The following is a 26,887-nucleotide window of genomic DNA, read 5'->3' on the forward strand; positions in this document are numbered from 1 at the left end:
AACGGTGACGCGTGCCACAGACGTCTCCAAAACTTATGGAATGAAGGCTTCCCATACACGAGTGACTCGGTGGGCACAAGGATTGCCTGCCCCTCGGCACGCGCATGTGACATGCAGATGTCTTGTCCCGTGTCGGAAAACATGCGAATAGCGAAATTAACATAATGTTCTCAGCGGAATTTAAATTGTCGTTTAGGCCGCGTGGCGCGGCACAGGCGTTTAGGCGGGCAGACCGCCAATATGGAGATATGCCATGCCCATCGATCCGCGGGAAAAGATCGTGCTGTTCATCGATGGCGCCAATCTCTACGCCACGTCCAAGGCCATAGGGGTCGATATCGACTACCGGCGGCTGCTGGCCGATTTCAACGCCAGGGCCTATCTGCTGCGGGCCAACTACTACACGGCGCTCGTCGAGGATCAGGAATATTCCTCGATCCGCCCGCTGATCGACTGGCTCGATTACAACGGCTACACCGTCGTCACCAAGGCGACCAAGGAATTCATCGACGCCAGCGGCCGCCGCAAGGTCAAGGGCAACATGGATATCGAGCTCGCGGTCGATGCGATGGAACTCGCCGAGCATGTCGACCAGATCGTGCTGTTTTCCGGCGACGGCGATTTCCGCTCGCTGGTCGAGGCGGTGCAACGCCGCGGCGTCCGCGTCACCGTGGTCTCGACGATTTCCAGCCAGCCGCCGATGATCGCCGACGAACTGCGCCGCCAGGCCGACGTCTTCACCGATCTGGTGGAGCTGCAATCCAAGCTCGGCCGCGATCCGTCCGAGCGTCCGGCTCCGCGCGAGCCGCGCCATCATGCGCCGCAATTCCTGCAGCGCGCGACCACGATGGCGCCGAGGGCCGATGACGACGATTTCGAGGACTGAGACTGATCCGCGGCGCGGCCGCAAGCCGCCCGCCTCTCTCCCCACCGCACCGGACCGCAATTGCCCGCTGTGTCCGAGGCTCGCGAGCTATCGCGACTCGGTGCGCGCGCGCGAGCCGACCTGGTTCAATTCTCCGGTGCCGTCGTTCGGCGATGCCAATGCCGCGCTGTTGATCGTCGGCCTCGCGCCCGGCGTGCAGGGCGCCAATCGCACCGGGCGTCCCTTCACCGGCGATTTCGCCGGCGACCTGCTCTACGCCACGCTGCTGGAATATGGTTTTGCCAAAGGCGTCTATCAGGCGAGGCCCGACGACGGGCTGAAACTGGTCGATTGCCGGATCAGCAACGCGGTGCGCTGCGTGCCGCCGCAGAACAAGCCGTTGCCCGTCGAGATCAACACCTGCCGCCAGTTCCTGTCGGCCACCATAGCGGCGATGCCCAAACTGCGCGCGATCGTGGCGCTCGGCCGCGTCGCGCATGACTCGATGCTGAAAGTCCTGACGCTTCGCGCCGCCGAGGCGCCCTTCGGGCACGGCGCGATCCATCAGGCCGGCGCGCTAAAGCTTTACGACAGCTATCATTGCTCGCGCTACAACACCAACACGCGGGTGCTGACGCCGGAGATGTTTCGCAGCGTGTTTGCGAAAGTGCGAGCGGATCTGGATTCGTAGGGTGGGCAAAGGCGCGCTTGCGCCGTGCCCACCATTTGCATCCGCGGACCTGGTGGTGGGCACGCTTCGCTTTGCCCACCCTACAATTCACACCCTATTCTGCTTCAGCCAAGCCACCACATCGCCGGCATTCCGATCGGGCGGAAACACCGGATAGAACACGTGGGTGATCCGCGCATTGTCGATCACCATCGCCAGCCGCTTGATCAGGGTCTCTCCCGCCACTTCCATGGTGGGCAGGTTCAGCGCCCGTGTCAGCGCCAGCTTGGCGTCCGACAGCACCGCAAACGGCAGATGCAGCCGTGACGCCATCTCGGTCTGGTAGAGGTTGCTCTGCGTCGACAGGCCGAACACATGTTTGGCGCCGGCCGCCTTCAACTCCGCGAACAGGTCGCGAAAGGAGCAGGCTTGCGGCGTGCAGCCGCGGGCGCCCGGGATCATGTCCCAGTCATCGACCAGGCTGATCTTGCCGGGCTCGCCGGTCCGGGGATAGGCGAACACCACGATGCGCCCCGGCAGCGCCGAGAGCGTCACCGAGGTATCGTCGGTCGCCATCAGGCTCAGCGGCGGGATCGTCATGCCCACCAGATGCGCCGCCGCGCCATCGTCGGACGGCGCCGGAATCTTGCTCCAGTCGACTTCGAGCAGGTTCTTCTGGTTCATTGAGCAATTCTCCATCGACCGTCATTGCGGGCCAACGGGTCGGCGCGAGGCGCCGCCCGATGACAGGCTCCGCGAAGCAATCCATGCATCAAAAGCAAGAAAGAATGGATTGCTTCGTCGCAAGCGCTCCTCGCAATGACGGATGGCATGACGGTGATCCCTATCCCCGCGCCCGCAGCAGGCGGCCCTTCTCCCTGCCCCAGTCGCGCTTCTTCTCGCTCTCGCGCTTGTCGTGCAGTTTCTTGCCTTTGGCCACCGCCAGCAACAGCTTGGCGCGGCCACGTTCGTTGAAATAGAGTTTGAGCGGGATCAGCGTCATGCCATCGCGGTCGACCGCGCCCATCAGCTTGTTGATCTGCTTGCGGTGCAGCAGCAATTTGCGCGGCCGCTTCGGCTCGTGGTTGAAGCGGTTGGCCTGCAGATATTCCGGGATGTTGGCGTTGATCAGCCAGATCTCGCCATCCTTGGTATCGGCGTAGGATTCCGCGATGGTGGCCTTGCCGGTGCGGATCGACTTGACCTCGGTGCCGGTCAGCGCGATCCCCGTTTCCATCGTATCCTCGATGGCATAGTTGAACCTGGCCTTGCGATTCTCGGCGACGACCTTGATCGCGCGCTCGTTCTTTTCGGCCATGATTCAAAACCTCTGGGCGTTGTCTCTGGAAAAGCAGCGACAACGCCCACGTCGTCGGTATCGCGCTTCAAGTCTTCTTAAGCAGATCGCGGATCTCGGTCAGCAATTCTTCCTGCCGGGTTGGCTTCGGCGGAGCCGCCGGAGCCGCCTCATCCTTGCGCTTCATCTTGTTCATGGCTCTGATGATCATGAACAGCACGAAAGCGATGATGACAAAATTCAGCGTCAGCGTCAGGAAATTGCCCCACGCCAACACGGCGCCCTGCTTTTTTGCGTCAGCAAGATTGCCCGCCGTGACCGCCTTCGAAAGGCCGGTGAAATAGTTGGAGAAATCGAGGCCGCCGGTGATGGCACCGATAATAGGCATAATAATGTCGCCGACCATCGAGGTGACGATCGCCCCGAAGGCGGCGCCGATAATGACACCGACCGCGAGGTCGACGACATTGCCCTTCATGGCGAATTCGCGAAATTCCTTGAGCATCTGCAGCCCCTTCTCCTCGACTTGACGGACCGGAAGACTCATGACGGGAACGTCGACGGCTCAGTTGATCAGGCCCGCATGCACCATGGCGTCACGGATGACCTTGCCGGTCGGCGGCGTCACCGTCATCAGCGGCAGGCGCACTTCCTCCTCCAGCCGCCCCAGCAGCTTGAGGCCATGCTTGGCTCCGGCGAGGCCCGGTTCCTTGAAGATGGCATCATGCAACGGCGTCAACCGGTCCTGAATCTTCAGTCCGGTGGCGTAATCGCCCTTCAAGACCGCAGTCATCAGGTCCGCGCACAGCTTCGGCGCCACATTGGCGACAACCGAGATGCAACCATGTCCACCCGCCGCCATATAGGCCAGCGCGGTCATGTCCTCGCCGGAAAGCTGGATGAAATCCGGTCCCATCGCGTGGCGCTGCTGCGATACGCGGGCAAGATTGGCGGTGGCGTCCTTGACGCCGGCGATGTTCTTCAACTCGAACAACCGGGTCATGGTCTCCACGGACATATCGACGACGGAGCGCGGCGGGATGTTGTAGATGATGATCGGGATGCCGACGGCGTCATTCACCGCCTTGAAGTGCTGATACATCCCTTCCTGGGTGGGCTTGTTGTAATACGGCGTCACCACCAGCACGGCATCGGCGCCGGCCTTCTCGGCATGGACGGCCAGATCGACGGCCTCGCGCGTGGAGTTCGAGCCCGCGCCGGCGATGACCGGCACGCGCCCCTTCGCTTCATCGAGACACAACTCGACGACCCGGTGATGTTCGGCATGGCTGAGGGTCGGACTTTCGCCTGTGGTGCCGACCGGCACCAGGCCGTGTGAGCCCTGCTCGATCTGCCAGCTCACGAGGCCACGGAAGGCAGCTTCATCGATCGAGCCGTTTTTGAATGGCGTAACCAAGGCGGTGTAGGAGCCCCGAAAATTCGTCTTGGCTGCCATGGACTTCCTCCGAACGCTCGCTGCTGGCCGTTTACTGGCGGTAAGGTCAATTCATACCGGGTCTGGCGATCTCGCGAAAGGCCGCTCTGGAGCCTTTTCCGTTTCGATATAATCGAAACGGGGCTCTAGATTCTTGATTTGACGCGTTTTCTTGACGCGAACCGGTCCCCACTTCGCTTGAAAACGCTCTGGCCGCGATTTTGCCGCGGTCATGGCGCAGACATCGGAAACATCAGTGATTTTAGTATTTTGTCCACATATTCAATCAAATAGAGCTATCAAATAGAGCTAGAGCCTCAGCGATTGAATGATTCGCCGTTAGGGAAAGCAGTGACCCGATCCGCCCGCGCAGCCGCATTGCGATCGACGGCATTGGCGACAAGCCTGGCGCTGGCCATGGGATTGTCGCCCTTTACGGTCGAAGCGGTCGCCAAGACCAAGGTTCCATTGCCGAAGCCGCGGCCGATCGCGCGCAATCTGGTTCCCACACCAGCTGCCAAGAATACCGCAGCGGCAGCGAGCCCTGCGCCCGCCGCGCCAGCACTGGCGCCCGCGACCCGCCAGCCCGCCGCCCTGCCGCCGCCACCGCGCAAACCCTCGGTGCCGGCCGCCATCGCCGCGACGTCGTCGACCTCGCAAGCCGATACCGAGGCGCTGGAAAACGTCATCGAGCTGGTACGCAAGCGCAAGCCGGCGGATGCGACGCAGGCGCAAGCCGCGATATCGGATCCGGTCGCGAAGAAACTCGCGGAATGGATCATCCTGCGCAGCGACGACAACGGCGCATCGGTCGAGCGCTACCGCGCGTTCCTGTCGGCCAATCCCAGCTGGCCATCGCAGACCTTCCTGCGCCGGCGCATCGAGGCGGCGCTGTGGGACGACCGTCGCGACGACGCCACGATCTGGGCGTGGTTCGAAAACGAATCGCCGCGCTCGGCCAAGGGCAAATTCTCGCTGGCGCGCGCGATGATCGCGCGCGGCGACCGCGCCAATGCCGAGCGTCTGGTGCACAGCGCTTGGCGAACCGATTCGATTTCCGAGGATACCGAGAGCGCGGCACTCGACCTGTTCGGCGCGCTGATCACGCCGGGCGATCACAAGGCGCGGATGGATTTCCTGCTCTATGGCAGCGAGAATACGGCGGCGCTGCGCGCCGCCAAGCGGCTCGGCGCCAGCCAGGTTGCGTTGGCGAAGGCCCGCATCGCCGCGCACAAGAAGGCCTCGAACGCCAGGGCGCTGCTGGCCGCGGTGCCCAGCGAATTGCATGGCGACCCCGGCTACATCTTCAGCAAGATTCAGCTGCTGCGCCGCGAAGACAAATTCGCCGAGGCAGCCCAGCTGATGCTGAGCGCGCCGAAGGATCCCGGCCGCCTGCACAATCTGGACGAATGGTGGATCGAACGGCGGCTGCTGTCGCGAAAATTGCTCGACACCGGCGAAAACCGCAACGCCTACCTGATCGCCCGCGATGCGGCGCTGCCCGCCCGCGACATCTACCAGACCGAGCAGCAATTCACCGCCGGCTGGATCGCGCTGCGTTTCCTCAACGACCCGGCGACGGCCGCGCAGCATTTTGCGCGCATCGGCGTCGGCAGCGTCAACCCGACCGCGCTGGCGCGCGCCGGCTACTGGCAGGGCCGCGCCGCCGAGGCGGCCGGCCGCGCCCAGGAAGCGCGCGCGGCCTACACCCGGGCGGCCGAGCAATCGACCAGCTATTATGGCCAGCTGGCGCGCGCCAAGCTTGGACTGCCGCAGATCGAATTGAACGGCGTCCCCGGCGGGCGCTCGCGGGGAATCGAAAGGCTGGAAATCGTCCGCGCGGTGCAGCTGCTTTATCAGCTGGACGAACGCGAAATGGCGATCCCGATCTTCGGCGACCTTGGCGAAAATGGCGATCCGGATGCGCTGGCTGGACTGGGCGAACTGGCGTCGCGCAATGGCGACGCGCGCGGCATGCTGCTGCTCGGCAAGGCTGCCCTCAACCGCGGGCTGCCGTTCGATCATTATGCCTATCCGGTGGTTGGAATCCCGCCGTTCAAGTCGATCGGACCCGAGGTCGAACAGAGCATCGTCTACGCCATCGCCCGGCAGGAGAGCGCCTTCAATCCGGCGGTGGTGTCGCCGGCGCAAGCCTATGGACTGATGCAGGTGACGCCGGATGCCGCGCGTTATGTCTGCAAGCGACACGGCGCGACCTACGACCTCGCCCGGCTGAAGAACGATTCGGTCTACAACGCCACCCTCGGCGCCGCCGAGCTCGGCGGGCTGATCGAGGATTATCGCGGCTCCTACATCCTGACCTTCGCCGGCTATAATGCCGGCCGCGGCAGCGTCAGGAAATGGATCGAGCGCTACGGCGATCCGCGCGACCCCAAGGTCGACGCGGTCGACTGGGTCGAAAAGATCCCGTTCTCGGAGACCCGCAACTACGTGCAGCGGATCATGGAGAATCTGCAGGTCTATCGCGCCCGCTTCGGCGGCGGGACACGGCTGCAGATCGAGGCCGACCTGCGCCGCGGCGCCAGCGTCGAATAACCGGGGCCGGTCTCAAACCGTCGCCCCCCGTCCAGGCCGAGTGTTTACCCACATTCACAGGCTGCACCGTCACGTCCGGGCAACAGCAGGACAGCAGCGGTCCTGTCGTATTCAACAGGCGTGGCCGGATCACAACGCGTGACGTGACCGGCACGCGCGCCGCCTGGACAAAGAAAAACCCCCGGCAGTTTCCTGCCGGGGGTTCTCCGCGTGTTTCAAGTCTTTCGGGATCAGAAGTTGCGCTGAGCACGAACGTTCAGGAACACAGTGCTCTGGTCCTTGAACTCGTAGAGAGCGTTCGGCTTCGGAGCAGTCGCGGTGAACACCGAGCTACCCGACATCTTCTGGTCGAGGAGGAACGCGCCGACTTCAGCCGAGAACGTCAGGTTCTTGACGGGAGTCCAGCGGGTCACAACACCGATCTGCGCGATGTTGAAGTCCGGGTTGCAGCTATAGGTACCGGCTGCGCCGGCAACTGCGACCTGACCCGGATGGGTTGCCGCGAAGCCCAAGCAGTAGGCTCCCTTGGCAGAGGTGAAGTTGCCGTTGACTGCGTCGGTGCCGTTGCCGTCGTACTTAACCTGGGCGTAAGCACCCCAGAGGCTGGACGACCAGTAGGGATCCCAGTTGTGGTTGAACGCACCGCGAACACCCCAAGCCTTGGTCAGGATGATGCCGTTGGTACCGCCCACGCCGGGGAGATAGACGCCATCGCTGGTGTTACCGAAGCCAACGCTCTGGTAGCCAAGGCCGCTGCCGCCGAACATGGCGAAGCTCGGCGAACCGCCGGAGGTCGAGATGACGTCCTTGGTGTTGCCCTGGGAGTACACTGCGCTGACCTTGATGTCATCGCCGGCACCGGTCGGGATGTTCTTGATCTGCAAGGCACCCTGAACCGAGAAGCCCCACTTGCTGTCGGGATGGCCGCTGATTTCCGACAGGTTGGTCGGAACGCCACCGGCGCCCAGCGTGTTGTAGGAAGCGTTCACGAGGTGAGCGCCGGCCGACAACTGGAGGAGACCCCAAGCCTGATCGACACGGATGTTGCCGACGATGTCGGGAGCAACGATGCCGCCGTAAGCGTTGGTGCCGCCGCCGTTGACGTTGACGCCGAGACCGAGGTTCTGAACCGAGGTCTTGTGGAACACGGTCGGATCGTCGAGGCCGATGGTGCCCGACACGCCGTTACCGAACTGAGCGGTGTACTGGATGTTGTTGACACCGGTGACGGTGTCATGGCCGCCCATCAGGAACGAGTTGTTGTTGCCCGGATAGCCATGCCACGGCGCAGCGAAGGCCGAGGCCGACTTACCGAAGGTGAAACCAGCGAACTGGATGAACACCATTTCAACCGCGACATAACCGCCGCCTGCAGCCGAAAGCAGACCGCTGTTCAGGCCAGCCTGGGAGCCAACCGGGAGTGCCGGGTTGGAGCTGCCGAAGTTCTGGAACTGGAAGTCGCCCTGGCCGAAGGTACGGACGACGCCGTATTCGGTGGCAGTGCGGGTATCAACCGTCAGCGCCATACGCGAACGGGAGTTGAACTGATCGCGGAAGCGATTGCCCTGGCCCGCATCACCATTATAGAACGGCTGGCCGTAGACGCCACCGTTGAACGTGGTGTCGACGCGCAGATAACCACCCAGCTTGATGCAGGTGTCGGTGCCCGGAATGTAGAAGAAACCGGCACCATACAGGGAGCAGATCCTCACGTACTCGACCGCTTTGGCCTTGACGGGAAGATCAGCTGCCTGTGCCCCACTCATGGCGATGAGACCCGCCGCTGAGCCGAGGATAAGGCTCTTAACCATCTTCATGTTAACCTCCAAGTTGCTCTGTAGGGAAGGTTCCGGATCCGCTGGGTGAAACACCCTAAGGTTGGTTCCCTTGTCCCTTAAAACCCGCTTAGTCGCTTCGCGCCTTCGGACACTCCCGCTCAACGCGAGGGACTTAAGCGAACCACCTAACGGGACGACCTCGGGATGCCCCCCTCCGTCGCAAGATGACAATTACCGAACACTCCTGCACACGCAACAAAGGAACGCTTCAGAACGGCACGAGTCAGGCTGTTTCTGGACGGGTGTTGCACAAATAACACGCAACCGTGATCAAACTTCTACCGCAAGCCTTTGTTTTAAAACACCATTTTAGATTAGTTCCATTTTACCCGCCGACCGCCGCGAAAGCAGCCCCGACCCCGGCCTACCCCTTCCCGCGCTTCGACTTCCGCCGAATCGAGCGCCCGGAGCGGCTGATTCCGCTCGAAAGCGATCGGCGACACGGCAAAGAATGGCGTTCTTTCATCCCACTGACGGAATCGCCGCGTACATCGTCATGGAAATCCGGGATGCGAGGCGCGAAGCACTGCCGCACATTGGTCGGTTTGCGTACTTGGGCGAAGCATGTGGTTTTGCGACTTGCCTTCGCGACATCGCAGAAACCCTTATTTTTCGGCATCGAAATGCATTCTGCATTTTGTGCCCGAATTCATCGAGGCGATGCGGCTGCTTCGCTCGCGCATCGATTCTCAACGACGTTTCGGATGTCGCCTGACACTCCGCCTAGCGAAGACGGGCTGAAATTGCCGGGAACCCGGGCATCCGCAACAATTGGCCGCGGACGAACCTGCGACGCCGTGGCGACCTGCGCCAAGCTGCGGCCGAGACACCTTATGAGCATCAGTTTCAGGGACCGGATGGAGCCTTGTACAAGCGCACCAGATATACGGATACGAGCGCTCCGAACGGGCTGGAATTCGCGAAAACCGCCAGCATTAGGGTTTCAGGCGTGGCGGATAGGAAGTCCGCCGAACTCATGGTTTCTGACGTTCATTGCCGTCCGCGCCCGATTAACAATGCGCAGCAGATATAGGCCTTTCTTTCGCTCCTGTTCGCCACTGTCTATTTCAGTCCGTCCAAAGCCGTGCTATTTTTGGGGACTGCCTTGGGGACCAGATTGGGGACGGGACATGGCCAGCAAGCTCACCGCGCGCAAAGTCGAAACTGCCAAGTCGGGCAAATACAGCGACGGCGGCAACCTCTATTTGATCGTCTCGGAAACCGGAGCCCGCAAATGGGTTCTGCGGTTCACCTGGCGCGGCCGGGCGAAAGAAATGGGGTTGGGGAGCGCCACGTGTGTTCCCCTCACAGATGCCCGTGAGAATGCCGCCAGTGCACGCCGAAAGATTGCCCAAGGGCTCAACCCGATTGACGAGCGGAAACGGGACGGCGGCATTCCTACTTTTGGCGAGATGGCCGATGACGTGCGGGAAACTCTCTCCGCCGGCTTCCGAAACGAGAAGCACAAGGCACAATGGAAATCGACTCTGGAGACCTACGCGGCTCCCCTGCGCGCCAAGCCGGTGGATACCATAGCTACCGACGACGTGCTGGCGGTCCTGAAGCCGATCTGGACGAAAAAGGCCGAAACCGCCTCGCGCGTGCGCGGGCGAATTGAAAAGGTTCTGGACGCGGCCAAGGCCAAGGGCTTCCGAGGAGGCGAGAACCCTGCCCGGTGGCGCGGCCATCTGGATCACCTGTTACCGAGGCCGTCAAAACTGGCGCGGGGCCATCATGCCGCAATGCCCTATGAGGAAGTTGCCGGCTTTGTTGCCGAGTTGAGGAACCGGGAAGCCAGTGCCGCGCTGGCTCTGGAGATTTGCATCCTAACCGCCGCCCGCTCTGGTGAAATTCTTGGGATGCGGTGGCAGGAAATCAACTTTGACAAGAAAGTCTGGACCGTGCCGGCCGACCGTATGAAGGCAGGCCGTGAACATCGTGTGCCCTTGTCACCGCGCGCGGTGGCAATCTTGCGAAAGCTCGAAAGGGTCAAGGACGGGGAGTTCGTCTTTGCCGGGCAGGCACGTAACAAGCCGCTTTCCAACATGGCAATGGAAATGGTCCTGCGTCGAATGAAGGTCGACAATGCCACCGTTCACGGATTTCGCTCTAGCTTCCGGGATTGGGCAGGCAACGTCTCGAACTTCCCGCGCGAAATTACCGAAACCGCGCTGGCGCATGTCATCGGCGACAAGGCGGAGCAGGCTTACCGGCGCGGCGACGCCTTGGAAAAACGCCGCAAGCTAATGGAGGCATGGGCCGGATATTGTGAGCCGACTTCCTCCAATAATGTTGTGCAAATAGCCAAGCGCAAAAGATTCTAAGACTACCCGCCGTGGCATTTATAACACAGGAATGGGATGGTGTCGGCAGCGGATTCCCTGCCGCCCGGTGAACCTCAATGGCTAATAAGCGCACCAAGCGAGTTTCAGGCGCACGTCTCATAGTGCACGAGATGAAGCCGGGGGATTTCGACTGGGGACGATTAGAGCAAGCTTATGGATACGAGTTTTCCGCGAATGCTCGAAAGCAGATTGTCGAAGTTACAAACTCCTTTTTCTTACTAGCCGGTATTGAAATTCATTCCGAACCTGCGAACGTCGCAATCAAAGGCGTTCGTGATTTGCATAGGTCAGCTAGAAATTTCCACCGAGATATCGTCGCCCATCAAGAAAATCCGCAGTCCCTTTTCTCTGGACTAGAGCAGGCCTTCAAACATTTGTGTCTTCCTGCGAAACACTCGCTAGAAAGCCTTGGTGAGATTCTAACCGCATTTCAAGGCGCCTGCGAGCAGGCGATCAAGGAGCTGCAATCACCAAGCGTTACTCCTCCACCCGATGGCACAGGTTGGAATATTTGGGTCTTCCGGCTGACAAAAGTGGTCCGAGACTTTGGCCTGCCCGAAGGAGTTCGAAACGATTCCGACAAACAAAAAACTGACAACACTTCGAAGTTTGTGAATTTAGTTATCGAATTACAGTCTCAGATACCGGAACAGTTTCGGCGACCGTTTGCTTCTACTCATGCGCTCGCAAAAGCGATCCATCGTGCTCGACAGGAGTGTCAGCGGGACAGGAATGCAGCTTCGCCCGCTTCGAAGAAGTCCCGCAAATATCGATCTGAATCGACTTAATCGCCTTGTTCGCGCTTGTGCGGACGCACTTGCCGGAGTGAATCCGGCATATTTGGCGAGGTCGAATGAACTCCCCACTTGCTTACAGCATTGCCGAGGCCTGCTCGGTTGCCCGCGCGGGCCGCACCGCAATCTATGAGGCAATCCGAAACGGCGCGCTTACAGCGCGCAAGCGCGGTCGCAAAACCTTGATTTTGCCAGACGACTTGCGTCGTTGGGTTGAAGGTCACCCTGCCGTCGAACCAAAGACCTTCTCAAAATAAAGAACCCCGGTCGCGGTCTTCACACCGCGCCGGAGCTATTCGTCCATCCCCATTCCCATGGATTTGAACATCATGAGACTACACCATAAACCTAAGCCTTGCCAGTTTCCCGATCTGTTTGATTGGGTCGCCGAACAAGACCGCCGAGTTGCCGACCATCGCGTCCGGTGGGTGTCTCGCCGGTGCCGCGTCCCGCTCGCCACCGCAGAAACCATCATAGCAAATGCGGGCTTCTCTGACGGGGAGCGTCGCTGATGATTCTGATTGTGAAAGCTCAAATCGGGGAAGCCGGACCAGTGGTGACCGTACGCGGACGCGACGCATGGGCATTGCTGGAGCTCAAGGCCGCGAATGACAACGGATGCACTCCGATCGACCATCCGGGGCCGCGCTGGAGCGGCTATGTCCACAAGCTCCGCAAAGCCGGGATTGTCATTGAGACAATTCACGAAAGACACGGTGGCCCCTTCGCAGGGCAGCACGCGCGCTACGTGCTCATCAGCATAATCACCATTCTCGAAACGAAGGGCGGTAAGTCGTGATGGCGATTGCTGGTCCAGAAATCGTCGCTGGTGGGGGTTCGGCCTCGCCCGCACTCCAACCCCATCCGACGCGGCGAACAATCACGGACGGGGTTCTGGCCCATGTGGAGGGCGGTCATGCCGAAACGCCCTAGAATGAACAAGCGGATCGATGCACCGCACGTCCGCCTCTATGACTGGCTTCTAACCTCGCCTGCTTATCTTTCGCTGAGTTGCCCGGCGCGAGCCGTGCTGACTGAAGTTACAAGGCTCTACAAGGGCAACAACAACGGACAGCTTGGCTTATCCGTTCGCCGAGCTTCCGAGCGATGCAACGTTGCGCGCGGAACGGCTCAACGCGCCTTTGCCGAGCTACAGGAGCGGGGCTTTATCGAACTGGTAACGAAGGGCGCATTCAGCCGTAAATCACCTCACGCGAGCGAATGGCGGCTGACGTTCCACACTTGCGACAAGACCGGCCAGTTGCCGAGCAAGGCGTTTATGCGGTGGGGGCGCGAAAAACAAAACGCGGTATCAAAATATCCCGTCGCGGTATCAAATCAGAGCCAGCGCGCGGCATGAAACGACGCCGAAACAGCCTCACGGTGCCTTCAATTGACACCGTGAGGCCTATTCCACCGACCATCGCGGTATCAATCTAGGGCACACATATAGTTTACCATAGGGCATAGCCCGCTTGAGAGGACTTCAATGCCAAGACCACGCGAACGGGTTTGTTTGCAGGACGGGCTTAAGCTGGACCTAAACAGTCTGGCTCGTCGTGGCTTCGTCAAATTCGGCTCGAACATTGGCGTGCGAGGAATCCGTTGGACGCATTCATATTGGGGTGAAATCGCGAGCGGCCTAATCAGCGCGGACATGAGCGGACAGCACGAAGGCTGGTTTAAAATCCAGCTCGGCGGTCGTGACCTTCGGATCGTGCTTGTGCCACGTCCGCGCCATTTCGGGGGGCGGCAATGGTATTTTATGTGCCCAGTTCTAAATCGACCCGCATCAGTGCTCTGGAAACCACCGGGAGCTACCCGATTTTGCAGCCGGCAGACCTGGGGCCGACAAGTTGCATACCAAAGCCAATTTAACGATCCGACAAGCCGAGCCCACGCAGGAAAGGCAAAGATCAATTCACGACTTTGCTCCATCACTGGCCTAGATCCCGACGAATGGGATTTGCCGCCTAAGCCGAAATGGATGCGGTGGACGACATACAACCGCCACGTCGCCCGACATGACCACTATGAGGATATTCTCGACTACGGATGCGTCGCACTTGCCGCGAAACTCGGAAAAGATTTCTTCATATAGATCAATGGGCAGGTTCAAGTTAGCCAAGAGTTTTCGATACAGAACCCGCACGGCAATTTCGAGACCAGTACGCGCGCGAGAGAGCGGCAAGTCCGCCGTGCGCCGCCCACATTAGAAAAATAGCCTGTGGCAGGCGGTCTGATTCAAATCTCACCGGGCGCCCCGAAAGGAAATCAGCACGCTTACAAGCATGGGCGCTACACCGCTGAGGCGATTGAAAACCGGCGGGAATTATCTGCAATGCTGTTAGCGATGAAGACCATGGCCCGTATGGTCATCATCGAATGAATGCCTATTTAGTACAGCTTCTGTCTGCAGCGAGCACAAAAAAGCCCCGGACGACGCCGGGGCTTTCGAATAGTTCGACCGTTAGGCGGGAATCAGTACCGCGCGACAACCGGCCCGCCGAAGCGGTAGTTGAATCCTACTTTCGCCGTATGCATGTCGTTTCGCACGGTCAACGTCGTTGTCCCAGGGCCGTTAAAAACGTTGTCGAATGTGACCGTATAACTGCCGAAGTCGTAATAATTGTATTCGGCGAACAAACTCCAGTTCGGCGTTAATCCATATTCAAGCCCAGTGCCGACTGTCCAGCCTGCATTAGTCCTCGTGCCTCTAAAAAATGGAATGCCTGCAGAAAGGCCATTCGCGCGATCGAAGCCATACGTCTCGCGCATCCACGCGCCGCCGCCCTTGACGTAAATTAGCGAGTTGTTCCACGCGTATCCCACGCGGCCCGTTACTGAACCCAGCCAATCTGCGTTAGACAAACAACGCGTCAGCGGAGTGAATACAACAGCGGGATCGACTGGATTGCAAATAACGCTACCGCGAGCGCCGTTCCAAGCCAAGTCTCCTTGCAGGCCGAATACCCACGAACTGACTTGGTAGTTGTATCCGACTTGACCGCCCGCAAGCCCGCCACTTGGTTTTGCAGTTGCGCCGAAGAACGCGGGATTTCCTCCGAAACCCAATGATCCAAATATCCCAGGGTAATCCGAGAATGCGCGGTCACCCCAGGTGCCTCCTGCGTGCAGACCGGCATACACCCCGGACCAGTTATATCCTGCGGCTGCAACTGGTGGGGCCTTAGTGTAAGGGAGGGCTACGTCAGCCGCGTAAACTGTGGTCACGCTTAATGAAAGCGCCGCCGTTGCAATCATAGCGATCTGTTTCATGCCATTCCCAATCAATTGACCAATGCCATGAACTGATATCCTACAGGTCTCGCGCGCGATGTAGCTTTTTTGCAACTCTTCCGAACAATCTTAGGGATGAAGGCGCGGCCCATGGCCAAGCGCTCACGCAGCGAGAGCGGTCGAAGCCCAGCGCGAGATAGTCGTTGGCCCTTTTTTGGATCGATGGCGGCCGATTTGACGGCAAGCATCAGTCATCCGCATTTGGGCGCAATCAATCGAAGTCCAGTGATGGCCGACTAGCGACAGCACGCAATACGCTGTGCCTCTCGGCACCAGACCCGACGTGTTTGGGGGCCAATTTGGGGATCGTACAATACGGCGCGAAGAATCATTTAATGAATTCAATAAATTAGTGCCATTTAGTGGCGGAGAGGAAGGGATTCGAACCCTTGATACAAGTTTCCCCGTATGGCGCTTTAGCAAAGCGCTGCCTTCAGCCACTCGGCCACCTCTCCGGAGCCGGTCTTATGCCTTGAATCGACCGGCAGGGTCAAACCGGAAGGTGTGTGCCCCGCGTGCCACGGGTTGCTCCACCCTTATAAGGAAAAGCCGCAAAGCCCTATCAAGGGTTCGGATCCCTTTTTCCTTCCCTCTGCGCCAGCATCAAATATAGATCACTGACCCTGTTGGCGGCCATGGAGCAGGACGTGACGTCCAGTAAAGACAATCCAATGACGCTGACGTTCCGCTGTCCGGCGGAACTCGAAGGCGTGCTGCCACCGCCGGTGCCAGCCGCGCTCGGCCTTCCCGCCTGGCTCAAAGCGATGCCGTCGCAGGCGTTCAACGCGTTGAATGGCCGCGATGAGAACACCGTCAAGCGTTGTCCGCCGTTTGTCGACGCCATGACCTGCGGCTTCCTGATTCCACTGATGTGCGACCTCAGGGTCGAGAACGGCGAATTCACCTGGGACAATGAAATTCCACCGGGCGGAGCGGTCAGCTTCTCGCGCTCGCCGATCGGATTCCACGACGGCAGCCAGGTCGCCGGCTCGCCGCTGTTCGAAGACGACCGCTTCCTGATCAAGTTTCATAATCTGTGGACGATCGAGGCGCCGGAAGGCTACGCGCTGCTGTTCACGCATCCCGCGAACCGCTTCGATCTGCCGTTCACCACGCTGACCGGACTGGTCGATTGCGACCGCTACCACGACAACTGGATTCATTTTCCGGCGCACTGGCACGACGCTGACTTCAGCGGCGTGCTGCCGAAGGGCACGCCGGTCGCGCAATGCGTGCCGGTGAAGCGGGAAAGCTGGGTGGCGCGCACCATGCCGTTCACCGCGGAAGAGAGCCAGCGGGCGCACGACCTCACCACGGCGATCGATCGTGAACCAGGCCTCTATCGCCGCCAATTTCGCGCCTGAGCCTTTAACCGCGCAGGAATTTCGCGGCTGCGCTCGGCCGCAGGAAAAACCGTCCGCGCGAGGAAATCGCCAGCGACATGACGGCGCGGCCGAACAGCTGCGGACTTTCCCGCGTCGCCATCCGGATACTCGCCTCGCCGGCGTCGCGCTCCCCCATTTCCAGCAGACACCTTCCCAGATCCGCCCGCGCGAGGGCATCGTCGGGCCGCAACGCCACGACGTGTCGAAGAGTTTCTGCCGCGGAAGCGTATTCGCCATTCAGCAGCATGACCTGAGCGAGCCCGGTCAGAAGATCGGGCCGGTCCGGCGCCACCTTGAGGGCTCGCAGCAACAGCTCGCGTGCCTTGACGCGGTCATTGCGCTTGAGATGAAGAGCGGCGAGTTCCCTCAGCATATCGACGGCGTCGGGCGCGAACCCAAGGCCGCTTTCGAGCGCCGCGACGGCCTCTTCGAATCGTCCCGCTCTTGCCAGCTGAATGCCATGTTCGAGAAACGCCGGAGGATATGGCGGCCGCCTTGCGGTGGCCCGGCGCAACTGCTCGAGCGCCTCGTCGCGGCGCCCGGTGAGCGCAAACGCCGCGCCCAGCAAGGTCTCGACTGCCGGATCCTCGCCGCGCCGTGCGGCCTTTTCCAGCGGCGCGATCGCCTCGGCGCCGCGGTTCTGCATCAGCAGCGCCTGGCCGAGGACCTGCGCGGCGCGGACGTTGCCGCGATTGGCCTTCAACACCTCGGCGGCAATGCGTTCGGCTTCGCCGGGACGCTGCATCTGCAACGCAAAGCTGGCGCGTTCGAGCGCCTGGTCATTGGCGTTCGGCCGTCCGGGACCGGCAGGAAATGGCGGGCGCTTCGACATCGGCCCGACGATAAACAAAAACCCGGATTACGCCAGCGGCGCAAGCATCTCGCGCTGCCGCTGCGCGGTTGTCCGTGTCCACGTGTAGAGCGCCGTAAAATTGCGGAGGCGCTTTCGCGGGGCCTCCGCTTCAGCAGGGTCCTGCGTCGGAAGCCGGCACGGTCCTAATGCGCGGTGATCCAGGCGCGGGCCTCGCGCTGCGCCGTGGCGATCTCGACCTCGGACATCAGCTCGGCGACCTCGCGACGCAACTCAATGGCCTCGGCGCGACCCTTCAGGGCGGCGAGATTGAACCACTTGTGCGCGGCGACGAGATTGACCACGCCGGAACGTCCGCTCGCCCAGTACAGGCCGCGCTCGAACAACACGTCCGGGATCGCGGTTGCCTGCACCGGTATCGCCGTATCCAGATCGATTTGCCCCTGAAACATCTGACATCCCCTTTTTTGATTGTTGGCCGCCCTCCCCCGAGCGCGGCTCCCGTCCACTATTAAAACGCCCCGTTAGTCCCTCGCCGTTTGCCGGCTTGTTGGGATGATCATGACCGATCAAATTTGAAGGGCAGTTTAAATATCGCGATGAATGCAGCGTAAACGCCGATCCGGCGCCAGCGCCGCCGAAAACGCAGAAGTGCCTATGTCATGCGGGTTTCCGCGTGTTCACGGAATTTGGTTTACCGTGGCATTTCGCCAAACGATAACCATTGCAGCGATCGGAACGACCGGACGCCGCTTAACCTCGCCATTGGCGCATCCAAAGCAATGGGCCCGGGCTCTGCGGAGCAGCACAGGCGTGCCGCCCCCTGTCCGGGACACGAATAATTGCCCGCCGCGCGATGCGCCGCAGGTGGTCAGACCGACAATGTGGGGAATTTGGGCAGGCGCGCCACGCATCATCGGCGGCGGCGGTAAAGAACGAGGGCGTCGGCGAACACGTCAGGACCAGATTTCACATGAAGCTCAAAACCAATGAAGGCTTCGACACCGCCGGTGAAATTGCGAACCATTGAGATCCGCACCGAACGAAGAAAACTTGTTTCTTCTGCCGGACCGGTTTTCGAAAGAGCGAACTCTCTTGAAAGAACGATCCAGCCGTTTGACCTGATGTCTCGCCGACACCCTCTTTCGTCGACCAGAGCCCCCGGTTGAAATCCGCTCTTTAAGAAGCAGCTCGTTCTGAGGGCTCGTGTGACGTGCCGGCATCAAGCCGCCGGCAATTTTTTAGAAGTGAAAATTCACTTCTTCTTCTTGGCGACCTTGCGGGTCTTCTTGGCAGTCTTCTTCACTGCGCTCTTCGCCTTCTTCGCCTTCTTAGCTTTCTTGGCCATGTTGCCCTCCGATGTAGAGATGACTTTATCGCTGCGTGCACTCGGGAATCGAAATGCACGCATTCCGAATACACCAACACATGCAAAAAAACAGTGTCTCGCTTAAGGAAGTGTTGACGCGCGGGATAGAGCGCGCGCACGCGTGTTCATCGACGACACGCCACCGCATTCTCGCGACGATGCGGAAAGTGCGCGAAAACGCTGCATCGGCGAATGTCAATATCGCTGCAAATACTATAACTGAAGGTGTTTTCGTCGTTCACGCAGGGCGTTGACGATGCGCGATGGAGCTCGTCGCGACTCACCCTGGCCGGTCGAAAGCGCGTTGCGCGGACTCTGAGTCGCGGTTTTTGGCAATAAATAAATTTTCGTGGCTACGGGCTTGGCGTCTCATCGGCGCTCGCCAAAACCGGATTTTTGGGCGAATCGCCAACACTGATTCGCAGGACGATTTTCTCACCGCGCGCGATGCATCGACATTCATGGTGAAAAATCGGTGCACGCTTCGATGCGCGAAGCGCGACGGCGGCGATGCCGCCGGCGCCACGTCGCGCGCTCGTTCAGATGCCGAGCTTGGACTTCAGCAGATCGTTGACCGCTTGCGGGTTGGCCTTGCCGCCGGATGACTTCATCACCTGGCCGACGAACCAGCCGGCGAGCTGCGGTTTGGCGCGGGCCTGCGCCACCTTTTCGGGATTGGCCGCAATGATCTCGTCGACCACCTTCTCGATCGCGCCGAGATCGGTGACCTGCTTCATGCCGCGGCTCTCGACCAGCGCGCGGGGATCGCCGCCCTCGGTCCAGACGATCTCGAACAGGTCTTTTGCAATTTTGCCGGAGATGGTGCCCTCGCCGATCAGGCCGACGATGGCGGAAAGCTGTTCGGCCGACACCGGCGAGCCCGTAATATCCCGGCCTTCCTTGTTGAGCCGGCCGAACAGCTCGTTGATCACCCAGTTGGCGGCGAGCTTGCCGTCGCGGGACTTGTCGGCGAGACCGGTCAGCACGGTTTCATAGAAGTCCGCGCTCTCGCGTTCGGCCACCAGCACGCTGGCGTCGTAGGGCGACAGGCCGAAATCGGCGATGAAGCGCGCCTTCTTCTGGTCCGGCAATTCCGGCAGGCCGGCCTTGATCCCGGCGACATAGGCTTCGCTGAATTGCAGCGGCAGCAGATCGGGATCCGGGAAGTAACGGTAATCGTGTGCCTCCTCCTTGGAGCGCATCGATCGGGTCTCGCCCTTGCCGGGGTCGTAGAGCCGGGTCTCCTGATCGATGCTGCCGCCGTCCTCGATGATTTCGATCTGGCGCCGCGCCTCGTATTCGATGGCGTCGCCGATGAAACTGATCGAGTTCATGTTCTTGATCTCGCAGCGGGTGCCGAGTTCGGTGGCACCGGCCCTGCGCACGGAGACATTGACGTCGGCGCGCAGGCTTCCCTTCTCCATGTCGCCGTCGCAGGTGCCGAGATAGCGCAGGATCGAGCGCAGTTTTGTCACATAGGCCTGGGCCTGCTCGGCATCGCGGATGTCCGGTTTCGAGACAATCTCCATCAGCGCGACGCCGCAGCGGTTGAGATCGACACAGGTCTGGTCCGGGCTGCGATCGTGCAGCAGCTTGCCGGCGTCCTGTTCCAGATGCAGCCGTTCAATGCCCACGGTGGCAGTCCGGCCGCCGTCCAGTTCGAGCACCACCTCGCCCTCGCCGACGATCGGCGACTTGTATTGGCTGATCTGGTAGCCCTGCGGCGAGTCCGGATAAAAATAGTTCTTGCGGTCGAACACCGAGCGGCGATTGATCTGCGCGTTGAGGCCGAGCCCGGTCCGGACAGCCTGCCTGACACATTCCTCGTTGATCACGGGCAGCATGCCCGGCATCGCCGCGTCGACCAGCGAGACGTGGCTGTTCGGCTCGCCGCCGAATTCGGTCGAGGCTCCGGAGAACAGCTTTGAGTTCGAGGTGACCTGGGCATGGACTTCCAGCCCGATCACCGTTTCCCAGTCGCCGGTGGCGCCCTTGATCAGTTTACCGCTTGCTGCGCTCATGCTCTTCCAGCTCCGAGCAATGATAAGACCATCCGCTCCCATTCGGTCCCGATCGCATCGGTCGCGACCGGCTTGCCGGCCTGGCGGTACCAATAGCCTGCGTTGCCGAGGTCGCCCTCGACGCGATGCAGATAGGCATGCACCCAGGATCCCTCAGCGCTCGCCTCGTCCTGCGCGATGCTGTGCGCCCGATCCCAATTGCCCTTGGCGGCCCACCACAGCGCTGCCAGCGGCGCGGCGAGATCCGGCGCGGGGGCCGCGCCCGACAGGCTGGCTTTGAATTCGGCCATGGTCACCACCACCTCGCCGGCGTGAAGCGTCCCGCCGCCTGCTCGATCACCTCGCCGAGCGAAAACAGCGTCTCCTCATCGAACGGCCGGCCGATCAGCTGCAGGCCGAGCGGCAGGCCCTGCGTATCCTTGCCGGCGGGAACCGCGATCCCCGGCAGGCCCGCCATGTTCACCGTCACCGTAAAGATGTCGTTGAGGTACATCTCGACGGGATCGGCGCCCTTCTCCCCGATGCCGAACGCCGCCGATGGCGTCGCCGGCGTCAGGATGGCGTGGACGCCCTTGGCAAAACAGTCCTCGAAGTCCCGTTTGATCAGGGTGCGGACCTTCTGCGCGCGCAAATAATAGGCGTCGTAATAGCCGGCCGAGAGCACATAGGTGCCGATCATGACGCGGCGCCGAACTTCTGGGCCAAAACCCTCGGCGCGGGTGTTTTCGTAGAGCTCGCCGATCGAGCGGCCGGGCACCCGCAGGCCATAGCGCACGCCGTCATAGCGCGCGAGGTTGGACGAGGCCTCCGCCGGCGCCACGATATAATAGGCCGGCAGCGCGTATTTCGTGTGCGGCAGCGACACGTCGATCAGTTCGGCGCCGGCCGCCTTCAGCCAGGCCGCGCCCTCGCTCCAGAGCCTTTCGATTTCCGCGGGCATGCCGTCGAGGCGGTACTCTTTCGGTATGCCGATCTTCATGCCCTTGACGGACTTGCCGATCGCCGCCTCGTAATCCGGCACCGCGCGGTCGACCGATGTGGTGTCCTTGGGATCGTGCCCGGCCATCGAGCGCATCAGGATCGCGCTGTCGCGCACCGTGCGCGCGATCGGGCCGGCCTGGTCCAGCGAGGACGCGAATGCGACGATGCCCCAGCGCGAACAGCGCCCGTAGGTCGGCTTGATGCCGACGGTGCCGGTGAACGCGGCTGGCTGGCGGATCGATCCGCCGGTATCGGTCGCGGTCGCGCCCATGCACAACAGCGCCGCCACCGCCGACGCCGACCCGCCGGACGAGCCGCCGGGCACCAGCGTCGTATTGGAGCCCTCGCGCCGCCACGGATTGACCACCGGGCCGAAGCACGAGGTCTCGTTCGACGAGCCCATCGCGAACTCGTCATTGTTGAGTTTTCCCAACATGACGGCGCCGTCGCGCCAGAGCTGCGAGGTTATCGTGGATTCGTAAGGCGGCACGAAATTGCCGAGAATTTTCGAGCACGCGGTGGTGCGCACGTCTTTTGTCGCGAACAGGTCCTTGATCCCGAGCGGAATGCCGGCCAGCGGACCGCCCTCGCCCCTGGCGATCTTCGCATCAACAGCGCGTGCCATGGCGCGGGCCTGATCCGGCGTCTCCATCACGAAGGCATTGAGCGCGCGCGCGGCCTCGATCGCACCGAGATGGGCGTCGGTCAGTTCGAGCGAGGTAAAGGATTTGTTCGCGAGCCCCTCACGGGCCTCGGCGAGCGTCAGCGATGTCAAATCGGTCATTTATCAACCGGGCTGCAGAAGAACGGTGACAGTGTCTTGTCGTTGGCCGGGTCGTCCTGCTTGCGGGTCTTGTCGGAGGCTTCGAGCGCGTCGAGCACGGCATCCATCGCCTTGTCGGGATCGGCGGCCTTGCCCTGCCGCTCCATCGCGTCGAGGTAGTTCATATAGGCCTGATAGGCCTTTTCATCGTCGCAGAGGAGACACATCGGATTTCCAGACTCGATACAAGAATTTACTCGACGACTTTCGGCACCAGAAAGAAGTGATCGTCGGTGGCCGGCGCGTTCCCAACGATTTCGTCCGCGATCTCACCGTCATTGACCACGTCGGCGCGTTTCTTCATTTCCATCGGCGTCACCGAAGTCATCGGCTCGACGCCATCGACATTGACTTCGCTGAGCTGCTCGACAAAGGCCAGCATCGCGTTCAGTTCGCCCTGCAGATGGGGAACTTCGTCGTCGGTAACCGCGATCCGCGCGAGATGCGCGATACGGCGGACGGTGGCGGCATCGACGGACATTATATAGGGCCTCTGGCGGCGAATTCAGCCCGCCGTATAGCAGAGGCTCCTTTTGCGCCGCAACCGTGGCGGCCTCCGCTCGAGGCAATACGTAGCTAGATCGGCATGGACGGTGAGCCCCCTCTCCCGTCGGGAGAGGGTTGGGGTGAGGGGTTCAGGTCTATCGATGGGGTAAAACCCCTCACCCGGCTCTATGCGCCGACCTCTCCCGATGTGAGAGGTGAAGAAAGTGCCTCAGCCCGGCATCTGGCTCAGGCGCGCCAGGGCGGCGCCGGCCAGCGCCCGGGTCAGCTCCGCGGCGGGCATGTCGCGGCCGAGCCGTACCGCCTGCCCAGCCCACAGATTGGTGAAATCGACCTTGCCCAGCTTTTCGGCAGCCGCCTTCAGCGGCCCGAGCGCGGTGGCGGAATGCGGGAATGCCGGGGCATCCGGTGAAATCGGGCCGACTTCGCGCATCACCCGGTTGGCCACCCCGCGCGCCGGACGCCCGGTCATGACATTGGTGATGACGGTGGAATCGTCGCGGGCCTGCGCCAGCGCCGCGCGCGCAGGCGCTATCACTTTGGATTCCGGGCAGCGCAGATAGGCGGTGCCGATCTGCACGCCCGCCGCGCCGAGCGCGAACGCCGCAGCGATGCCGCGCCCGTCGGCGATGCCGCCGGCGGCGATCACCGGCACCTTCACGGCATCCACCACCTGCGGCACCAGCGCAAACGTGCCGGGCTGTTCGGCGATGTTGTCGGTCAGGAACATGCCGCGATGGCCGCCGGCTTCCGCGCCTTGCGCGATGATGACGTCGGCGCCGTTTTCCTCGAGCCAGATCGCCTCCCGCACGATGGTGGCCGACGACATTACGATGCAGCCGGCCGCCTTGACGCGCTTCAACAATGCGGAGTCCGGCAGGCCGAAGTGAAAACTGACGATCTCCGGCTTCAGCTCCTCGACCAAAGCGCACATCGCCTCATCGAACGGCGCGCGGTTGGCGGCATTGACCGGCGCCGCCGGATCGACGCCCAGCTCAGTGTAATAGGAAGACAGCCGCGCCTTCCATCCGGCCTCGCGGCTCGCATCGGCCTCGACCGCCTGGTGACAGAAAAAATTCAGGTTGACCGGCGCCGAGACGCGCTGGCGGATGATGTTGATCTGCTCGCGCGCCTTCTCCGCCGAGATCATCGCGCATGGCAGCGAGCCCAGCGCGCCGCCCTGCGCCGCCGCGATCACGAGGTCGGCGTCCATGATCCCCGCCATCGGCGCCAGCACGATGGGAAATTCGGTCTTGAAGAGGTCGAGGATTCGGCGGTCCGGCCACATGGTGCTGCTCTCTCTTGTTGACTTTCTTCCCCTCTCCCCTTGTGGGAGAGGGTGGATCGAATGCGCGATTAGCGCATTCGAGACGGGTGAGGGGTTGGCTCAACAGATATTTTGCCCGCGGATAGAGACCCCTCATCCGGCGCGCTTCGCGCGCCACCTTCTCCCACAAGGGGAGAAGGGAAGAAAACGCCCCTCGTGGAGTTACGCCGCCCAGACATTATCTGGTCGGCTTCGGCGACGATACGATCGATGATTTCGGCGGCCGGCGGGATGTCGTGGATCAATCCAACGGCTTCGCCGGCAATCACCGCCGCGATATCGAAATTGCCGGCGGCCCTGGCCGCGGCATAGTCGGCGGCGACCGCCTTCACATTCTGCAGCAGTTCGATTTCCCGACCCATCCAGCGGCGCGCATGATCGTTGATCAGGCAGCGCCCGTTGAACGGCGCCGGCCAGACGTTGTTCCGTGACAGGTCGAAGATGATGCCGCGCGTGGTCGTGCCGGCCTTGGCGGCGCAGATGCGCTGCTTGGCTTGCTCCGGCCCGTCGCATTCCTGGCTGGCATAAAATCGAGTCCCCAGGAGAACGCCCGACGCACCGAGCATCATCATCGCCGCCAGCCCGCGGCCGTCGCCGATGCCGCCGGCCGCCACCACCGGCACGCGGCCAGCCGCGAGGTCGACAATCGAGGGCACGATGTCGATGGTGGTGCGGGACGCGCCATGGCCGCCGGCCTCGGAGCCTTGCGCTATCAGAATGTCGGCGCCGGCATCCAGCGCTTGTCGCGCCATGGCTTCATCCTGAACCTGACAGATCAGCAAGGCTCCCGCCTGCTTGATGCGGGGCGCAAATGGTTTGGGGTCGCCGAACGACAGCATGATCGCGCGCGGCCGTGCGGCCAGTGCGACATCCAGCAGGTCAGGCTGTTTTGCGAGACTCCAGGTGATGAAACCAATACCGAAGGGCGCCGCTTGCTGCTTGAGTTTGTCCGTCTCCTGTTCGAGCCAGGTTCGTTCGCCATAGCCGCCGCCGAGAATGCCAAAACCCCCGGCCCGGCTCACCGCCGCCGTCAGCCGCGCGCCGGCAATCACATCCATCGGCGCCGACAGCACCGGATGGCGGATGCCCAGCAGGCCGTTCAGCGGTGTCTCGATCGACATTTCCGTTCCTCGGTTCTGGACAGCCACCGTACGCCCGGCTAGCATTCTGGATAAATGATTTCTAGAGAACGCTGCCATCTCTAAAACAAAACGGAGACGACGCCGTGGAATTGTCCGATCTGGTGACGTTTTCGACCGTGGCCCGCCTCGGCGGCGTCACCCGCGCGGCCGACGAACTCAACACCGTGCAATCCAACATCACGCAACGGATAAAGTCGCTCGAGGCCGAAATCGGAACGGCGTTGTTCGAGCGGCACAGCCGCGGCATGACCCTGACCGGCGCCGGCCGCCGCCTGCTGCCCTATGCGCAGCGACTGGCCGCGCTGGCGCGCGAAGCGGTGCTGGCCGCGCGCGAGGATGGCGAGCCGAAAGGTCCGCTGTCGATCGGCTCGATGGAAACCACCGCCGCCGTGCGCCTGCCGTCCCTGCTCGCTGAATTTCACCGGCGTTTTCCCGCGGTACAATTGAGCCTGCGGACTGCGCCGACCGCCGACCTGGTCGCCGCCGTGCTCGATGGTTCGCTCGACGGCGCCTTCGTCGCCGGTCCGATCGCGCATGCCGAGCTCACGCATGTGACGGCATTTCAGGAAGAGCTGGTGCTGGTGACGGCACGCCGATGGGCCAGCCTCGCCGCGCTTCGCGCCGGTACACCGGAATCCGGGCCGACCGCGCTGGTGTTCCGCACCGGCTGCAGCTATCGCCAGCGGCTCGAGCAACTGCTGACGGAGTTTGGCTGGCCGTCCGCCGCGCGGTTCGAATTGGGCACGCTCGACGGCATGATCGGCTGCGTCGCCGCCGGCATGGGCATCACGCTGCTGCCGCGCGCGGTGGTCGAACGCAACGACCAGAGCGGCAACATCCGCATCCACCCGCTCAGCCCGTCACAGTCGCGGGTCGACACCCTCTTCATCCAGCGCCGAAGCGCGCATCAGTACAGCGCCCTGCAAGGTTTTGTCTCCTGCCTGGAGAGCAATAGCCAGGTCATTGCCGCCTGAGATCGGCCGGGTATTCCGCGCGGCGAAAAGCGTTGTCATGAATTTGCAGCAAATTGACCGGGCATTTCGCGCTTGCGAATGCGCGCGTTGCATCGCGGTCGACACTCGCGCCGAAAACTTTGGACGCGCCGCCGCACTACGTTAGTATGCGGCGCTAGCTACCAACAACCATAACGTAAACGCCTGGGAGGAACTGCGATGCTAAGGGCAATCGTACTGTGCTGTTCTGTCGCCGTGTTGGGTACGGTCGGGACTGCGAGCGCACAGGACTGGACCAAATCGAAATGGGGACCGAACGACGAAATCGGCGCCGCCAATTACATGAAGCCGGAGCTCGTCGTGAAGGCAGCGTCGCTGGTCAAGACCGGCAAGACCTACGCGCTCGGCATCCCCGTCGATACCAAGACGCCGGCCTATCCGCCGCGCGCCTTCAAGATCACCGTCGTTCAG

General features: G+C 61.7%; 26 protein-coding genes, 1 tRNA gene and 1 pseudogene. 12 read left to right on the forward strand and 16 right to left on the reverse strand.

All coding sequences use genetic code 11. The features are described 5' to 3' along the window. Positions 1 to 253 precede the first annotated feature (253 nt). Together Q7T45_RS06180 and Q7T45_RS06185 are read left to right on the forward strand one after the other, a co-directional pair. Entirely contained in the window at positions 254 to 886 is a 633-nt protein-coding gene (locus tag Q7T45_RS06180; protein WP_304868807.1) for an NYN domain-containing protein, read from the forward strand. Continuing rightward, positions 864 to 1,556: a uracil-DNA glycosylase gene (locus tag Q7T45_RS06185; RefSeq protein ID WP_304868809.1), complete on the forward strand. Its 693-nt coding sequence runs from the start codon at positions 864 to 866 to the stop codon at positions 1,554 to 1,556. The genes Q7T45_RS06180 and Q7T45_RS06185 overlap by 23 nt, the downstream gene beginning before the upstream one ends. Positions 1,557 to 1,643: 87 nt before the next feature. Here Q7T45_RS06185 and Q7T45_RS06190 read toward each other — a convergent pair whose 3' ends face one another. The 4 genes from Q7T45_RS06190 to dapA all read right to left on the reverse strand — a co-directional run bounded on the left by Q7T45_RS06190 (position 1,644) and on the right by dapA (position 4,288). Continuing rightward, entirely contained in the window at positions 1,644 to 2,219 is a 576-nt protein-coding gene (locus tag Q7T45_RS06190) for a peroxiredoxin (RefSeq protein WP_304868811.1), read from the reverse strand. 160 nt (positions 2,220 to 2,379) lie between these two features. Then, positions 2,380 to 2,853, reverse strand: a complete 474-nt coding sequence (gene smpB, locus Q7T45_RS06195; protein ID WP_304741712.1) for an SsrA-binding protein SmpB — start codon at positions 2,851 to 2,853, stop codon at positions 2,380 to 2,382. Positions 2,854 to 2,920: 67 nt separating this feature from the next. Beyond that, on the reverse strand, positions 2,921 to 3,337 hold the full coding sequence (gene mscL / locus Q7T45_RS06200) for a large conductance mechanosensitive channel protein MscL (protein WP_304868852.1): 417 nt from the start codon (positions 3,335 to 3,337) through the stop codon (positions 2,921 to 2,923). 60 nt (positions 3,338 to 3,397) lie between these two features. Continuing rightward, positions 3,398 to 4,288, reverse strand: coding sequence for a 4-hydroxy-tetrahydrodipicolinate synthase (gene dapA / locus Q7T45_RS06205; RefSeq protein WP_304868814.1), 891 nt, complete (start codon positions 4,286 to 4,288; stop codon positions 3,398 to 3,400). A gap of 396 nt (positions 4,289 to 4,684) precedes the next feature. Between dapA and Q7T45_RS06210 the strand changes: the two genes are divergently transcribed. Next, entirely contained in the window at positions 4,685 to 6,823 is a 2,139-nt protein-coding gene (locus Q7T45_RS06210; RefSeq protein ID WP_370691219.1) for a lytic transglycosylase domain-containing protein, read from the forward strand. Positions 6,824 to 7,053: 230 nt separating this feature from the next. Here Q7T45_RS06210 and Q7T45_RS06215 read toward each other — a convergent pair whose 3' ends face one another. Next, positions 7,054 to 8,640, reverse strand: coding sequence for a porin (locus Q7T45_RS06215; RefSeq protein WP_304868818.1), 1,587 nt, complete (start codon positions 8,638 to 8,640; stop codon positions 7,054 to 7,056). Positions 8,641 to 9,791: 1,151 nt separating this feature from the next. Here Q7T45_RS06215 and Q7T45_RS06220 point away from each other — a divergent pair. From Q7T45_RS06220 to Q7T45_RS06245, 6 genes are all read left to right on the forward strand, one after another. After that, positions 9,792 to 10,985 carry a site-specific integrase gene (locus Q7T45_RS06220; RefSeq protein ID WP_304868820.1) on the forward strand — a complete coding sequence of 398 codons (1,194 nt, stop codon included), beginning with the start codon at positions 9,792 to 9,794 and terminating at the stop codon, positions 10,983 to 10,985. 77 nt (positions 10,986 to 11,062) lie between these two features. Further along, positions 11,063 to 11,794 (forward strand): hypothetical protein, encoded by a 732-nt coding sequence (locus tag Q7T45_RS06225; RefSeq protein WP_304868822.1) that lies wholly within the window; start codon positions 11,063 to 11,065, stop codon positions 11,792 to 11,794. Positions 11,795 to 11,859: 65 nt separating this feature from the next. Then, the gene (locus Q7T45_RS06230) at positions 11,860 to 12,057 is read left to right on the forward strand and encodes a helix-turn-helix domain-containing protein (protein ID WP_304868824.1); all 198 of its coding nucleotides are present in this window, start codon (positions 11,860 to 11,862) and stop codon (positions 12,055 to 12,057) included. Between the two features lie 254 nt (positions 12,058 to 12,311). Then, positions 12,312 to 12,599, forward strand: a complete 288-nt coding sequence (locus tag Q7T45_RS06235; protein ID WP_304868826.1) for a hypothetical protein — start codon at positions 12,312 to 12,314, stop codon at positions 12,597 to 12,599. 135 nt (positions 12,600 to 12,734) lie between these two features. Then, the gene (locus Q7T45_RS06240; RefSeq protein WP_304868828.1) at positions 12,735 to 13,160 is read left to right on the forward strand and encodes a hypothetical protein; all 426 of its coding nucleotides are present in this window, start codon (positions 12,735 to 12,737) and stop codon (positions 13,158 to 13,160) included. 867 nt (positions 13,161 to 14,027) lie between these two features. Continuing rightward, entirely contained in the window at positions 14,028 to 14,189 is a 162-nt protein-coding gene (locus tag Q7T45_RS06245; RefSeq protein ID WP_304868830.1) for a hypothetical protein, read from the forward strand. Between the two features lie 92 nt (positions 14,190 to 14,281). On the opposite strand, the gene Q7T45_RS06250 is transcribed toward Q7T45_RS06245, so the two are convergent. Both Q7T45_RS06250 and Q7T45_RS06255 read right to left on the reverse strand, forming a co-directional pair. Then, positions 14,282 to 15,079, reverse strand: a complete 798-nt coding sequence (locus Q7T45_RS06250) for an outer membrane protein (RefSeq protein ID WP_304868832.1) — start codon at positions 15,077 to 15,079, stop codon at positions 14,282 to 14,284. A gap of 384 nt (positions 15,080 to 15,463) precedes the next feature. Next, positions 15,464 to 15,555: transfer RNA gene (locus Q7T45_RS06255), tRNA-Ser, on the reverse strand. A 216-nt stretch (positions 15,556 to 15,771) separates the two neighbouring features. Here Q7T45_RS06255 and Q7T45_RS06260 point away from each other — a divergent pair. Then, on the forward strand, positions 15,772 to 16,464 hold the full coding sequence (locus Q7T45_RS06260) for a hypothetical protein (RefSeq protein WP_370691220.1): 693 nt from the start codon (positions 15,772 to 15,774) through the stop codon (positions 16,462 to 16,464). 4 nt (positions 16,465 to 16,468) lie between these two features. On the opposite strand, the gene Q7T45_RS06265 is transcribed toward Q7T45_RS06260, so the two are convergent. The 9 genes from Q7T45_RS06265 to Q7T45_RS06305 form a co-directional block, all read right to left on the reverse strand. After that, positions 16,469 to 17,317: a lipopolysaccharide assembly protein LapB gene (locus tag Q7T45_RS06265; protein ID WP_304868837.1), complete on the reverse strand. Its 849-nt coding sequence runs from the start codon at positions 17,315 to 17,317 to the stop codon at positions 16,469 to 16,471. Positions 17,318 to 17,481: 164 nt separating this feature from the next. Further along, complete coding sequence (locus tag Q7T45_RS06270; RefSeq protein WP_304868839.1) at positions 17,482 to 17,748, reverse strand: hypothetical protein; 267 nt, start codon at positions 17,746 to 17,748, stop codon at positions 17,482 to 17,484. Between the two features lie 1,456 nt (positions 17,749 to 19,204). Next, positions 19,205 to 20,686 carry an Asp-tRNA(Asn)/Glu-tRNA(Gln) amidotransferase subunit GatB gene (gene gatB / locus Q7T45_RS06275; RefSeq protein ID WP_304868841.1) on the reverse strand — a complete coding sequence of 494 codons (1,482 nt, stop codon included), beginning with the start codon at positions 20,684 to 20,686 and terminating at the stop codon, positions 19,205 to 19,207. Beyond that, entirely contained in the window at positions 20,683 to 20,976 is a 294-nt protein-coding gene (locus Q7T45_RS06280; protein WP_304868843.1) for a hypothetical protein, read from the reverse strand. The genes gatB and Q7T45_RS06280 overlap by 4 nt, the downstream gene beginning before the upstream one ends. A gap of 2 nt (positions 20,977 to 20,978) precedes the next feature. After that, positions 20,979 to 22,451, reverse strand: a complete 1,473-nt coding sequence (gatA, locus tag Q7T45_RS06285; protein ID WP_304868845.1) for an Asp-tRNA(Asn)/Glu-tRNA(Gln) amidotransferase subunit GatA — start codon at positions 22,449 to 22,451, stop codon at positions 20,979 to 20,981. Continuing rightward, the gene (locus Q7T45_RS06290) at positions 22,448 to 22,657 is read right to left on the reverse strand and encodes a hypothetical protein (RefSeq protein ID WP_291865225.1); all 210 of its coding nucleotides are present in this window, start codon (positions 22,655 to 22,657) and stop codon (positions 22,448 to 22,450) included. The genes gatA and Q7T45_RS06290 overlap by 4 nt, the downstream gene beginning before the upstream one ends. A 26-nt stretch (positions 22,658 to 22,683) precedes the next feature. After that, positions 22,684 to 22,971, reverse strand: coding sequence for an Asp-tRNA(Asn)/Glu-tRNA(Gln) amidotransferase subunit GatC (gene gatC / locus Q7T45_RS06295; protein ID WP_304868848.1), 288 nt, complete (start codon positions 22,969 to 22,971; stop codon positions 22,684 to 22,686). Between the two features lie 234 nt (positions 22,972 to 23,205). Next, entirely contained in the window at positions 23,206 to 24,282 is a 1,077-nt protein-coding gene (locus Q7T45_RS06300; RefSeq protein WP_304868849.1) for a nitronate monooxygenase family protein, read from the reverse strand. 68 nt (positions 24,283 to 24,350) lie between these two features. Then, positions 24,351 to 25,442 (reverse strand): nitronate monooxygenase family protein, encoded by a 1,092-nt coding sequence (locus tag Q7T45_RS06305; protein WP_304868850.1) that lies wholly within the window; start codon positions 25,440 to 25,442, stop codon positions 24,351 to 24,353. Between the two features lie 104 nt (positions 25,443 to 25,546). On the opposite strand from Q7T45_RS06305, the gene Q7T45_RS06310 reads away from it, so the two are divergent. After that, positions 25,547 to 26,437, forward strand: a complete 891-nt coding sequence (locus tag Q7T45_RS06310; protein WP_304868851.1) for a LysR family transcriptional regulator — start codon at positions 25,547 to 25,549, stop codon at positions 26,435 to 26,437. Positions 26,438 to 26,635: 198 nt separating this feature from the next. After that, positions 26,636 to 26,887, forward strand: a pseudogene (locus Q7T45_RS06315) (cyclase family protein); the annotation flags it as partial.

This window comes from Bradyrhizobium sp., assembly GCF_030646015.1.
Lineage (GTDB): Bacteria > Pseudomonadota > Alphaproteobacteria > Rhizobiales > Xanthobacteraceae > Bradyrhizobium.